General features: G+C 72.8%; 8 protein-coding genes and 1 pseudogene. 5 read left to right on the top strand and 4 right to left on the bottom strand.

Features of this window, described 5'->3' with window-relative positions; genetic code table 11:
• Positions 1–242: 242 nt before the first annotated feature.
• The gene (locus AB0H53_RS16755) at positions 243–1,244 is read left to right on the top strand and encodes a nitronate monooxygenase (protein ID WP_362112956.1); all 1,002 of its coding nucleotides are present in this window, start codon (positions 243–245) and stop codon (positions 1,242–1,244) included.
• A gap of 333 nt (positions 1,245–1,577) precedes the next feature.
• Positions 1,578–3,617 (top strand): pectinesterase family protein, encoded by a 2,040-nt coding sequence (locus AB0H53_RS16760; protein WP_362112959.1) that lies wholly within the window; start codon positions 1,578–1,580, stop codon positions 3,615–3,617.
• A 199-nt stretch (positions 3,618–3,816) separates the two neighbouring features.
• Here the strand turns inward: AB0H53_RS16760 and AB0H53_RS16765 are convergent, their stop codons facing one another.
• A complete protein-coding gene (locus tag AB0H53_RS16765) occupies positions 3,817–4,614 on the bottom strand; it encodes a hypothetical protein (RefSeq protein ID WP_362112962.1) in 798 nt (265 codons plus the stop codon).
• Positions 4,615–4,912: 298 nt separating this feature from the next.
• Here AB0H53_RS16765 and AB0H53_RS16770 point away from each other — a divergent pair, with 298 nt between their 5' ends.
• Positions 4,913–6,625 (top strand): dihydroxyacetone kinase family protein, encoded by a 1,713-nt coding sequence (locus tag AB0H53_RS16770; RefSeq protein WP_362112964.1) that lies wholly within the window; start codon positions 4,913–4,915, stop codon positions 6,623–6,625.
• A 265-nt stretch (positions 6,626–6,890) separates the two neighbouring features.
• On the opposite strand, the gene AB0H53_RS16775 is transcribed toward AB0H53_RS16770, so the two are convergent.
• From AB0H53_RS16775 to AB0H53_RS16785, 3 genes are all read right to left on the bottom strand, one after another.
• A complete protein-coding gene (locus tag AB0H53_RS16775; protein ID WP_362112967.1) occupies positions 6,891–9,287 on the bottom strand; it encodes a SpoIIE family protein phosphatase in 2,397 nt (798 codons plus the stop codon).
• 330 nt (positions 9,288–9,617) lie between these two features.
• Positions 9,618–10,865 (bottom strand): helix-turn-helix domain-containing protein, encoded by a 1,248-nt coding sequence (locus AB0H53_RS16780; RefSeq protein WP_362112970.1) that lies wholly within the window; start codon positions 10,863–10,865, stop codon positions 9,618–9,620.
• Between the two features lie 6 nt (positions 10,866–10,871).
• Complete coding sequence (locus tag AB0H53_RS16785) at positions 10,872–11,024, bottom strand: hypothetical protein (protein WP_362112973.1); 153 nt, start codon at positions 11,022–11,024, stop codon at positions 10,872–10,874.
• A 176-nt stretch (positions 11,025–11,200) separates the two neighbouring features.
• Between AB0H53_RS16785 and AB0H53_RS16790 the strand changes: the two genes are divergently transcribed.
• Positions 11,201–12,178: a DUF3068 domain-containing protein gene (locus tag AB0H53_RS16790; RefSeq protein ID WP_362112975.1), complete on the top strand. Its 978-nt coding sequence runs from the start codon at positions 11,201–11,203 to the stop codon at positions 12,176–12,178.
• Positions 12,179–12,388: 210 nt separating this feature from the next.
• A pseudogene (locus tag AB0H53_RS16795) lies at positions 12,389–13,513 on the top strand (glycosyltransferase family 4 protein); the annotation flags it as partial.
• Between the last annotated feature and the right edge of the window lie 9 nt (positions 13,514–13,522).

Consider the following 13,522-nt stretch of genomic DNA (forward strand, 5'->3'; position numbering starts at 1 on the left):
CCGGGCGCTGACCCAGGGTCACCCCTGCGCCGCGGCCGCCCCCGGGCGCCTGACCTGCGGTCGGTCACGCATGGTTTATCCGGCAACCACCCAGGCTGACCGGATAACGCCGGTATCCCGCCCGGGTGGGCTCGGAGAGGTGTCACGACGCGTCGCGAAACGGGACGCCGGCCGGGTGCGCATCCTGGCCCGGTGCCGCGCTGCGCGTGGGTGCGGTCCGCTTGGTTCGTTAGCTTCGCTCCATGCTGCGCACGAGATTCACCGAAATGTTCCGGCTCACGTATCCGGTGATGTCTGCTCCCATGAGTCTGCACAGCGGTGGGACACTCGCCGCCGCGGTCTCCGCCGCCGGCGGGCTCGGCTGCTTCGGGGGAACGCATCCCGGGCGGGGGCCGGATTGGATCCGCTCGGAGATCGCGACCATCCGCGCGAGCACGGACCGGCCCTTCGGAGTCGGCTTCATCACGCCGTTCCTCTCCTTCACCGAGCCGCTTTTCGACGCCACGCTGGAGGAGCGACCGGAAGTCGTCGCGCTGTCGTTCGCCGATCCTCGGCCGTGGCTCGGCCGGGCGAAGGAGGCGGGTGCCCGGGTGATGTGCCAGGTCCAGAGCTACCAGGACGCGGAGACGGCCGTCGCGGCGGGGGCCGATGTCCTCGTGGTGCAGGGAACCGAGGCCGGTGGCCATACCGGGACCATGGGACTGCTGCCGTTCCTGGCCGAGGTGGTGAGGCGGTACCCGGAGGTCCCGGTGCTGGCTGCTGGGGGCATCGCCGACGGGCGAACCCTCGCGGCCGCTCTCACCGCCGGCGCGGACGGTGCCTGGCTGGGCACGGCCTTCCTGGCCACGCCCGAGGCAGTCGAGGTGCACGACATCCACAAGCGCCTGATCGTCGAGAGCGACGGCAGCGACACCGTGTGGACGCGGGCCTACGACATCGTCTCGGGGCTGCCATGGCCGACGGCCGTCGGCGCGCGCGTGCGCCGCAATCGCTTCACCGACGAGTGGTCGGAGCGTGAGGCGACGCTGCGGGAGCGCAGAGAGGAGTTCGCACCCCCGCAAGGGGTCAACCCGTTCGAGGCCCCACCCGACCCCGAGTCGAGCGCGATCTCCTACGGTCAGTCAGCCTCCCTCGTGGAGGCCGTCCGCCCGGCCGCGGCCGTGGTCCGTGGCATCAGTACCGATGCCGAGGCGATCCTGAAGGAGCGGCCCCGTTCGCTGCTCGGCTCACCGACAGCCCCCTGACGCATCGGGACCTGCCCGCCCGGGCCGGCGGGGCGGGACCAGAGGTCGGGTGCCTGCCGTCCGGCAGCGACCGCACAACCGCGGAGCCAGGCCCACACGGTCGCCGGTCCGTGGGGGGTCCTGTACCGGCGCACCCGCCCGGCCGGGTGATCCCCCGGATGCGCGGCGCCTCGCGGAGCCAGGGCGGTCGCCCGGTCCGGTCGGAACGTTCAGCGCCACCGCACGCACCCCCCCCGACGACCACTTCGTGTTGTGCGAGGAGCACGGCAACCCTTGCGGCCCCGGCGGCAACCGTAGGTCGATCGTCGCTCCTTCACAGAACGGAAACCACACATGAGCTCGACCCGCCGCCCGGCCCGTCACCGCAGACCGCAGAGGGCCCTGGCAATCGGCGTGCCGGTGGCGCTGGCCGCCTCCGGAGTTCTGGCGTACGGGTCCGTGTTCGGACTGGGCGAGGAGGAGAGGGCCGCAGCGGCGGAGGCTCCGTCCGGGGCGGCTGCCGCCGCCGACGGGTTCGCCTCGGCCAACGCCCTTGGGCAGAACGGCACATACGGCGGCCGGGGCGGCCGGACCGTCACCGTCAAGACGCTCGCCGACCTCGAGAAGTACGCCACTGCCTCGGAGCCGTACGTCATCGTCGTCGCCGGCACGATCGACATGGACCCCGTCGGCAAGGAGATCAAGGTCGCCTCGGACAAAACGATCATCGGCTCCGGGACCCTGGGGCACATTGTCGGCGGGGGCTTCTTCCTCGGCCGGGGCGTGCACAACGTGATCATCCGGAACCTGACGATCCGGGACTCCTACCAAGGCGTGTGGAACGACAAGGAGCATGACTTCGACGCCATCCAGATGGACGGCGCCCACCACGTGTGGATCGACCACAACGACCTGCGGCACACCGCCGACGGACTGATCGACGTCCGCAAGGACAGCACGTACGTGACGGTGTCCTGGAACAGGCTGAGCAACGCCAACAAGGCCTTCGGTATCGGATGGACCCAGAACGTCGTCACCGACATCACGATCCACCACAACTGGATCCGCGAGACCGAGCAGCGCAACCCGTCCACGGACAACGCCGCCCACGCGCACCTCTACAACAACTTCATGGAGGACGCCCCGGGCACGTCCATCAAGTCCTCCTATGGCAACTACGCACGCGGCAGGACGCGGATGCTGCTGGAGAACTCCTACTTCCTGGGCATGAACAACCCCGTGACCAGGGACGCCACCGCCGCCCTCACCCAGCGCGGCAACGTCTTCTCCGGCACGAGCGGACGCAACGAGAACGGCGGCGGCACGGCCTTCGACCCGAAGAAGTACTACGGCTACACCCTGGACGCCGCCGGCGACGTGCCGGCGCTGGTGAAATCCGGAGCCGGTCCGAGGGTCTCCCTGGGCAGAGCGGCCACCACCGCTGCCGCCCGGACCCTCACCGTCGCCAAGGACGGCACCGGCCAGTACAAGACGGTCCAGGCCGCCGTGAACGCCGTACCCGTCAACAACCCCTCCCGCGTGGTCATCTCCGTGAAGCCCGGTACGTACCGCGAGACGGTGAACGTCCCGGCGAACAAGCCGCACGTCACCATCCAGGGCTCGGGCACCAGCAAGGACACCGTGATCGTGTACGGCAACGCGGCCGGCATGCGCAAGCCGGACGGGTCGGGCGCGTACGGCACTCCGGGCAGCGCCACGGTCGCCATCCGGTCGGACGACTCCCAGCTCCGCAACCTCACCGTCGCCAACGACTTCGACGAGGCCGCGCACCAGTCCCTGAAGGACCACCAGGCGGTCGCCCTGCTCACGACCGCGGACAGGATCGTGCTGAACGGCGTCATCGTCACCGGCGACCAGGACACCCTGGAGCTGGAGACCGCGGCCAGGGACAAGCCCGGCCGCGTCCACGTCACCAACTCCCACATCGTCGGCAACGTCGACTTCATCTTCGGCCGTGCCACCGCCGTGATCGACCAGTCGGTCATCACCCTCAAGAAGCGCTGGAACGGCACTTCGGCCGGCTACATCACCGCCCCGAGCACCCAGGCGGGCCGCAAGGGCATCCTCATCCACCGCTCCACGATCGACGGTGCTGTGACCGCCTCCTCCTTCCACCTCGGCCGCAACTGGCACCCCGGCGGCGACAGGGCGGCCGACCCGCAGGTCACCGTCCGGAATTCCAAGCTCAGCGCCGCGATCAAGCGCACGCCCTGGACCGACATGGGCGGCTTCCCCTGGAAGGACGACCGCTTCGCCGAGTACATGAACACCGGTCCGGGTGCCGGCCCGAAGAGCACCGACCGGCCCCACCTGACCGACCACCAGGCCGCGTCCCAGGAGGTCTCGGACTGGCTGGGCGACTGGACCCCGTGATCGGTGGGGGAGGAGCCCGGACCTGACCCGTCCCGTCACCGGTCGGTACCAGCCAGCCGGTGCCGCTCGGCGACGGACCGAGCAATTCCGGTCCCGTCGTCCAGGACTTCGTCAGCTCCGGCCGGCGCACCCTCACCGGCCGGTGGCTCCGGGTACGGCCGCATCCGGTGGATCCGGTGGATCCGGTGCAGCGGCCGGCTCAGGGGAAGTCGATGGTCCCGTCCACCGGCGCGATCACGACCCACCTCAGAGAGCGGTCGTCGAAGGGGGAGCAGGCCGTGACGTGCACCGCGATGGGCTCGGGTGCGACCAGCGGGAAGTACATGCGCATGACCGCCCCGTCGCCGCCGGAGGGCGCCACGGCGGCGGGGGCATCCCACAGTGCACGGATCGCGGGCAGGCGGCGCACCGTCCGCACCACCTCGTCCAGTCGCCGGTTGTCCGGCCGGCGCTGCCAGTCGAGCCGGAGCCGCTCCAGGAGCACCACCACCCAGCTTTGTTCCCCGTCGCGCAGTTGATAGCGGGCTTCGCCCGACAGCGCCCACGTCATGACGTTGGCGCCGTCGCGGACCAGCCACGGGCAGTGCCGGGCCGCGACGGCGTTGGCCCCCACCACGTCCCACGCCTCGTCGGCGAGGAAGCTCACGCAGCGTTGCTGGTGCATCAGGCGTACCAGTGCCGGGGCCGGCCGTGCGGCGGTGGGGCGCCGTGGTGGCTGGTGGCCCGTGCCGAGGTACAGGGCTGCGGCCTGTCCGGGGGACAGGTCCAGGATGCGTACGACGCCGGCGATCATTTCCACGCCGTACCTGCGGTCCTCGCCCTTCTCCAGGGCGCGGTACCAGCGTTCGGAGACCCCCAGCAGAAGCGCCATGTCCAGTTGGGTGAGGTAGGTCCGGTGACCGCGGAAGGGAACCGGGGCGGGTATCAGCTCGGGGTCCCTCGCCATACGCCAGGCGCGCAGCATCCGGCCGAGATCCTCGCGTCGCGCGTCCACCATCAGTAAATACCTCGCAAAGATGGAGTCGCCCACCGGTGAGCCAGAGGTGCGTTGCACCGGTGTCGCCCGAATCGGCGCAGGTGGCAGCATCGCACACCGGCGTTCCGACCGGAACCCACGACTACCGGAACCTCTCAGTGCCGATCTTGGGGGGTGAAGGGCAGTCATGGTGGGGCAACCGTTCCAGGGCCCCCGGCCACCGGCCCACAGCCGGCGGCCGACAGCCCATGGCGCACGGCCGCGGTCCCGTGACGCGTCCACCGCCCGCCCCACCCGCACCCTGACGGAGAACGCCTCGATGAGCTACTTCCTGCCGGAGACCGACCCCGTGCTGACCGCCGCCCGCGGCCTGGCACTCGCACACCCGGGCATGATCGAGGTCAGCCCGGCCCCGCTGTACCTGCGGGCGCGGGCACCGCACCCCGACCGCCGGGTCGGCCTCGTCTCCGGCGGCGGATCCGGCCACGAGCCGCTCCACACCGGACTCCTCGGGCGCGGCGGGCTGGACGCCGTCTGTCCCGGCGAGATCTTCGCCTCCCCGCACAACCGGCAGATCTACGAGGCGAGCGTGGCGGCCGCCGGGCGCGACGGGGTGCTGCACATCGTCAAGAACTACACCGGCGATGTGATCAATTTCCAGATCGCCGCGGAGCGGCTGCGGCACGACGGGATCCCCGTCGCCACGGTCCTGGTCGACGACGACGTGGCCACCGGTGCCGCCGACAGCGCCACCGGCCGCCGGGGCACCGCGGCGACGATGGTGGTGGAGAAGCTGCTCGGCGCCGCCGCCGACCGGGGCGCCCCGCTGGATGAGCTGGCCGCCCTCGGCGCCGACGTCGTGTCACGTTCCCGCAGCGTCGCGGTCGCCGCCCGCGCCCAGACGTCGCCCACGACGGGCGCCCCGGCGTTCACCCTGAACCCCGGCACACTGGACTACGGCGTCGGCATCCACGGAGAACGCGGCACCCGGACCATCGCCCACCCGCCGGTCGGGGAACTCGTCCGGCGGATGACCGACGACCTGTTCGACGCCCTCCCGCCGGGCCCCGACGAGGTGCTCGCCGTGGTCAACGGCCTGGGCGCCACCACCAGCCTGGAACTGCACGCCATCAGCACTCTGCTGAACGACCAGCTCCTCGCCCGGAACCTCCGGCCCGTCGTCATCGTCCCCGGCACCTACACCGCCGCCCTCGACATGGCCGGGTTCTCGCTCACCCTCACCCGGCTCGAGGCCGGCTGGACCGAGCTGTGGACCGCCCCCACCGAGACCCCGCTGGTCCTGCCGCGCCGCACCCTCGCCGCGGCCGGCGCGCCGCCGGCCCCGCCCCGGCGGAGCGGCCCCGGGGTGACCGAGCGGCGCGCCGAAGGAGGCCGGGCTGTTCTCGACCGCTACGCGCTCATCGTCACCCAGGTGCGCGACAACCTCACCCGGCTCGACCAACTGGTGGGCGACGGCGACTTCGGGGACAACCTCGCCGGCGGCGTGCGGCGCGCGGTGGGACTGGCCGACGAGACCGGGGCCGGCGGCACGGCCGCCCTCGCCGAGGCGTTCCTGAACGACGTCGGCGGCACCAGCGGCCCGCTGTTCGGGCTGCTCTTCCAGCACCTGGCCTCCGTCTCGCCGGGCGATCAGGCACCGTCCCGCACGGCACTGGCCGACGCCACGGCGGCCGGCCTGGCCGCCGTGCGGCGGGTCGGCGGCGCCCGTCCCGGAGACTGCACCCTGGTCGACGCCCTCGCCCCCGCCGCCGAGGCCCTGGCCGACCCCGCCCGTGACGAAACCGCCGGGATGCCCTTCACCGCGGCGGCACAGGCCGCCGTCCGCGGCGCACTGGCCACCGCCTCCCTGCGCCCCCGGCGGGGGCGCGCCAGCTATGTGGGGGACCACGCCATCGGCGTCCCGGACCCGGGTGCCCTCGCCGTCGCCCTGCTCTTCGTCGCGATGGCCGACGTCCACGAGCCGACCGAGGCCACCCGGCTGCCGGCCCCCGGCTACCTCACCCTGCACTGACCCGACCGGCTCCGTCCCCAGCGCCGGTCGGTTCGCGGGCCCGGCGGCACGCCCGGCTCCGAGCCGGTCCCGGCCCTCTGGACCGGGCACCGTACCGGGCCGCCGCTGCGGCCGGGACGCGACGGCCCACCCCCGCGCGACGAGCGGACCGGCGCGCCCTCCGGAAGGGGAACGGCCGCCCGACCCCCAGGGCCACGGTGGTGACGGCACTCCTCGTCCCGGGGCCTCGTCGGCGCGCGGGGCGGGGCACGACCACGGGGCAGGCTCAGTGCGACTCGGCGGGGGCCAGTGCTTGCTCGGTCCAGATCGTCTTGCCGGACATCCCGTACCGGCTGCCCCATCGGGTGGCGACCTGGGCGACGAGGAACAGGCCGCGGCCCCCCTCGTCCGTGGTCTGTGCCCGGCGCAGTCTCGGCTGGCTGTCGCTGGAGTCCGTGACCTCGCAGATGAGCACCCGATCACGGATGAGCCGCAGCCCGACCGGTCCCTGGGCGTAGCGGATGGCGTTGGTGACCAGCTCGCTGACGATCAGCTCGGTGCTGAACAGCGCCTCTTCGAGGTTCCACTGCCTGAGCCGGTCGCGGACCAGTTCCCTCGCGTGGGCCACCGCGGTGGGCTCGGGCTGGAACCGCCAGTCCGCCATGTGGGCGGCCGGGATGGTGCGCGTCCGTGCCAGCAGGAGGGTGACGTCGTCCCTGGCCGGGTGGGGCGCGGCCCGGACCGGTGCGGTCAGTTCGCGGCCCATGCCGTGCAGTGTCCGGCCCGGGCGACAGGCGTCGCGCAGCCGGCCGTGCAGGTCGTCCCCGCCCCCCGGCGTGCTCGTGGCTTCGATGAACCCGTCACTGAAGAGGGCGAGGACGCTGCCCGGCGGCAGTTCCACCTCGGTCACTTCGAAGGGCATGCCCCCGACACCCAGCGTGGGTCCCGACGTGATGTCGATGGAACGTGTGGTCCCGTCCGGGAGCACCACGACGGGGGCCGGGTGACCGGCGCTGGCGAGACAGCAGCGGCGGCTGACGGGGTCGTAGACGGCGTAGAGGCAGGAGGCTCCCACGGTGTCGGGATGTTCCGCCTCCTCGGCCATGCGGTGCACGAGGTCGTCGAGCCGCGCCAGCAGCTCGTCGGGACCGAGGTCCAGGTCGGAAAGGGTCTGCACCGCCGTGCGCAGGCGGGCCATGGTGGCGGTCGCCCCGAGGCCGTGGCCGATCACGTCGCCCACCACCAGGGCCGTGCGCAGCGACGAGAGGGAGACCGCGTCGAACCAGTCCCCGCCGACACCGGCGTCACCCTCGGCGGACAGGTAGACACCGGCGGTCTCGACGGCGGCCGTGCTGCCGGAAACCGGTGGCAGGAGGCTGTTCTGCAGCATCACCGCCATCCGGTGTTCCTGGGTGTAGCGGCGGGCGTTGTCCATGCCGAGCGCGGCACGGGTGACGATCTCCTTCAGGAGCTTGGCGTCCTGCCCGTCGAAGGAGTACGGCTGGCGTGTCCGGTAGACCTGTACGTACCCCAGAACCCGGCCGCGCGCCACCAGTGCCGCGCCGATCGAGGCGTGCATGCCGTCGGGGATCATCCGTGCCGAGCCGGGATCGCCGCCGAGGAACGCGGCGTACTCGTGCGGATTCTCGGCGACCAGCACCTCGCCCCGCTCAAGGCGCCGGAAGCCGGGCTGGTCGGCGATGTGCGGCAGCAGCTCACCGGCCTGGAGCTGGTTGGCGGGCCAGGGGCCGTGGGTGTGTTTCACCGCGACGCGCCGGAAGTCGCCGCGCAGGCCCTGGACGGTGCTGGGCGGCTCACCGCCGCGCAGCGCGGCCTCGGAGATCTCCACGGCGGCGAGGTCACCGAGCGCGGGCGCCAGGAGTTCCACCAGGTCCTGCGCCGTCCGCTCGACGTTCAGGCTGCCTCCGATGCTGTGCGAGGCCCGGTAGACCAGGTCGAGCTGGCGCATGGAACGGTAGCGCTCGGTGACGTCGATGAGCGAGGAGATCGCGCCGTCGGGACGCCCCAGGAAGTCGTGCAGGGCGGCCGCGGTCATGGAATAGAGGCGGTCGCGGGCTCCCGGCCGCGGAGCGCACAGAACGGCGGAAGCGGCCACCTCGGGGGTCCCCGTCTCCATGACCTGGCGCAGGAGGTCCGCGCCGGTGCCGCCGCCCTCGATCGACGGCATGTCGCACAACGGGTCGTCGCCCCCGGCCGACGGCCGGCCGGCCCGGGCCACCGCGGGGCTGGCGCGCCGTACCCGCAGATCCGGGCCGTGGATGGCGATCTGCCAGGCCTGCTGGGTCAGCAGGGCCCTCCCGAGCGCGCTCTCGTCGCTCCACGCGGACAGTGCCTCCATGGTCAGGCCGAGCGCGAGCACCGCGGTCGTCCCACTCAGCGGGTACAGCCGCACCCATACGTCGACGGGCCGTCCCGACCGGTGCCTCAGCGGCATGACCCGTCCGCCGGGCGCGCCGCCCGAGGGATCCCCCGACCGGGCGGGCCGCCGAGCGTGGAGCAGGCCGCGTGCCGGTGTTCCTGTCAGGTCGGCCGCGGTACGGCCCAGGAGCTCCGCCAGGGACGGTGTGCAGTGGCTGATCAGGCCCTGCTCGTCGATCAACGCCGCGACGACGCCGTGCAGCGGTGGGGGTGGGGCCTCCCGGGCTGGTTCCTGCGGTGCCATGCGAGCACTCCGGATTCGTTCGCGCTTCACCTCAGTGTGTTCCATCCGGTGGGATCGAACGAGCCGGTGCCGCCATGCGGGTACCGGGACCGTGGCCGATCAGGCGGGGCGGAGGACTCACGCCCGTGGGCCGATCACCACCGGGGTGTATCCGCGTGCGGCTCCAGCGGGCCGGTGCCGTGGCGCGGGGCGGCCGGGCAGGCGGTGCTGCGAGGAGCCGGGCGTCAGCCCCCGGCAGCACCCGGCCGTGGCGGCGCGGGTGATGGCCGCGCCCGCCACGCCCCGCCTGTCTCACGCCGTCCGGCCGCCGCCGCGCGCGCCCACCGCCGTTCAACGTCCCGGCAGGGACAGCCGGCCGCGTAATCGCTGTGCCCGCAGGACCAGCTCCAGTTCGAAGCGGCGGTCCGGGTCCTCGACCTCGTCACCCCACAGTTCCTTGATCTGCCGCATCCGGTAGCGCACCGTCTGCGGATGCACCCCCAGCCGCGCGGCGATCTCCGGGGCGCCGCCCCGGGTCTCCAGCCAGGCCAGCAGGGTTTCCGCCAGGCGGCGCCGCTGGGTCGGGCCCCGGTCGGCGAGCGGGGCGAGGCACCGGTCGGCCAGCGCCTCGATCAGCTCCTCGGGCGGCAGCAGCACCAGGGCGTCGATGTGCTCCGTGCAGTGCAGGAGCTCGCCCGACGGCAACAGGCCGCGCTCGACGAGGCCCATCGCCTCCGTCGCCCAGCGCAGCGAGGCCGCCGCGTCCGCGAGGTCGACGGCCGGGCCGACGGCCCCCGTCCACCCCCGCAGCGCGCGGTGCAACTGCTCACGGCGGCCCGGCGCCGCCGGATCAGGCACGAACAGCAGTGGCTGTTCGCTCTCCATGTCCAGCAGCACCTCCGCTCCCACGGCCGGCGCCACGCTGTCACGGGCCGGGCGCTGAAGCACCCCCACGGCCACCCGCTGGGGGAGGGGCCAGCCGATCCGCGCGGCGTGGGCGGCGTACTCCTCCAGGGAGCGCGACCGGTCCGGGCGGCGCTCGCCCAGCAGCGCCTGGGTCAACTTGCGCTGCAACCGCAGCCGTTCGCCCGCGTGACGGGCCGCGGCCTCCGCGTAGCCGCGTACCGTCTGGTCGACCAGGCCGTCCAGGAAGGCGAAGCCCGCCTCCGCGAGGTCGTACATCGCGGGAGGCGGGATCCGGGCGCCATGGCCGATTTCCGCCAGCCGTCGCCAGGCGAGACGCACTCCGAGCCGGTAGACGGCCTGGAGGGAGTCGAGGGTGCGGCCCTGCTGTCCCTCCCCCCGGCCGAAGTCCTGGAAGACCTCCAGGTGGAGCTGCGGGCTGCCCGAGCCACGGACGAGGTGCTGGAGGAACTCCTCCAGGGCGCGCCGGATCCCGACGAGGGCGACCAGCTCGCCCGACTCGTCGACGAGGAGCGGCATCCGGGGATGCTCGCGGCATATCGTGTCCAGGATCTCCTGGGCCAGCGCGGGTACTTCCGCCATGGCGCGGTCGGCGAACTCGCGCACCTGCCGTTGGGGCAGGTCCGCCCACGCCGACCGGTCACCGGCCGGTGCCTGCGTGTCCACTGCGGTCAACTCGCCTCACCCCCGGGGCAGAGCCGTCTCATGGCTGATCAGCGGCACATTGGGCTGTTCCGGGGGAGCTTCGAGCAGGGCCACGACGGCGAGGGCCGCTCCCACGGCGAGAGCCGCGGCGAGAACCACGGTGAGGGCGGCGGCGAGCAGTCTGGGCATGGTCGGGCAGCCTTTCTGACGCTGGAACCCCACCACGAGTCCGCCACCCCGGACGGCGGCGACCCCATCGCATCAGTGCATTGACAGTCCGTCAAGAGGCCCCCTACGGTTCCCGGCCCATACGGAGTGCACGTATACGCCGCGCAATCCCGCCCCGGCCCCCACGGAGTCCCGCAATGCGTCGCACCGCTTCGCCCCTGTCCCTGACCCTGCTCGGGACCGGCGTGTTCCTGCTGGTCCTCGCGCCGTTGCTCGTCTGGTACGTCCAACCGCGCGCCAAGGTGACGCCCGTCGACGTCGACACCGTCACCGTGTTCACCGGTACGGGAAGCTACTTCGACACCCGCCGGATCGAAACGGTGACCGGCCGCCCGCTGACCATCACGCGCCAGGTCCGCGGCGACGTGGCCGACAGTGTCCGCAGCGGACGGGCGGTCTGGGACGTCTCCACCTCGGTGGACGCCGACCACACCCTGCCCGCCGCGGCCACGCACGACTCGCTCCAGTGGACCCTGGAACGCTGGGTCACCGACCGGCGCACCAACGAACCGGTGCACTGCTGCCAGGAGACACCGACCTTCGACGGCGAGGCCTACCTGAAGTTCCCCTTCGACGTGGAGAAGCGGTCCTACCGCTGGTGGGACGGCACACTCGGCGGCACGGTGACGCTCCGCTTCAACGGGACGAAGAAGATCCAGGGCTATGAGGGCATCCGCTTCACGGGCACGGTGGCACCGGCGAAGACGGGTACCCGGATGGTGCCCGGCCGGCTCGTCGGACAGCCGAACCGGCCGCAGGTGCTCGCCGAGGAGTGGTACTCCAACCACGGCATCGAACTCGTCGTCGACCGGCGGACCGGGCGCATCGTCAACGCGGTGACCGGTCCGCGCAAGGTGTTGCGCGGGCCGGGATCGGCCAAGGACGCCGTGGTGCTGCTGGACAGCCGGCGCATGGAGTTCACCCCGGCCACCCAGCGCGCGCAGGTGGCGCTGGCCTCGGCGGACAGTCGCAGACTGCGGCTGCTGGGGGAAACCGCGCCACTCGGCGCGGCCGTCCTCGGCACCCTGCTGACGGCGGCCGGCACCGTGCTGCTCGCGCGGGGCGGCCGGAGGGGGCGCGCACGGCGCGACCACGGTGCCGCGCCAGCGAAGTGACGGCCCGCCACGCGGAGATCCGGGCCGAATTTGTCACCCGGGTGAGTAGCTGTCCGGGCGGGGTTGCCGAAAACTGACCAGCCCACCGCACCACCGAATCCGCGTCCCCGGACGTTCCACGACCTGCTCCGTCCCCCATCCGGCGCCGGCGACCGCTCTCCGGCCCGGGCCCCGCCATCCGGTCACCGACCCGAACGAGTTGGAGCTCGAATGCCCCAGCACGTACCCCCCACGCCGACCGCACCCTTGTGGGGCGCCCGGTCACCCCAGAACGATCTCCGTCCCCCTCACCGTGTCGTCTTCCTCTCCCGCCGGGATCTCGGCAACCCGGCCGCGGGTGGCTCCGAACTCCTCGTCGACCGGCTCGCCGAGGGCCTGACGGGACTGGGCCACCAGGTGACACTGCTGTGCGGAGGCCCGGCCGCGCACCGCGACTACCAGGTCGTCTCGGCGGGCGGGGACCTCGGCCACTTCCTCCGGGCGCCCGGTGCCCTCACCCGGCAGGTGGGCGACTGCGACCTGCTGGTCGAGGTCTGCAACGGCCTGCCCTACCTGGCCCCGCTGTGGCACCGGGGCCCGACACTGTGCCTGGTCAACCATGTGCACACCGAGTTGTGGGGCATGCGCTATCCACGCCCCGCCGCGGGGATAGGGCGACGGCTGGAGCGCTGGGCACTGTCCGCCGCCCAGCGCGACAACCTCCTGGTCGCCGTCTCGGAGTCGACCGCCTCGGCGCTCGGCGCACTGGGCATCGACCCCGGCAGGATCCGGGTGGTGCACAACGGGGTCGAGGAGCCGGGGCCCAGGACACCGCGCTCGGCGCAACCGCTGTTCCTGGCGGTCGGCCGACTGGTCGAGTACAAGCGCATCGATCTGCTGCTGCGGCTCTGGGAACGTGTGCGACCGGTGACCGGGGGACAACTGGTGATCGTCGGGGACGGCCCCGAGCGCGAGCGGCTGGAAGCCCTCGCCGGTCCCGGTGTCGTCTTCGCCGGCCGGGTGCCGGACGAGGAGAAGCACCGGCTGCTGTGCGCCTCCTGGCTCCTGCTCCACCCTTCCGCCGTCGAGGGGTGGGGTCTGGTCGTCACCGAGGCGGCGACCCGCGGCACACCGTCGATCGGCTTCGACGTACCGGGCCTGCGGGACTCCGTCGATGACGGCGTGACCGGGGAGCTGGTACGCGGCGAGAGCGCCTTCGCGGCGGCCTGGTGCGCGCTGGCACTGGACCACGAGCGGCGGCAAGCCATGGGTGAGGCCGCCGCGGCGCGGGCCGGGCACTACCGGTGGGCCACGACCGTACGGCGCTTCAGGGCCGTCGCCGTGGAGGCGGCCGCACGGCACCGC

Source organism: Streptomyces sp. NPDC050856, assembly GCF_040653855.1.
Classification (GTDB): domain Bacteria; phylum Actinomycetota; class Actinomycetes; order Streptomycetales; family Streptomycetaceae; genus Streptomyces.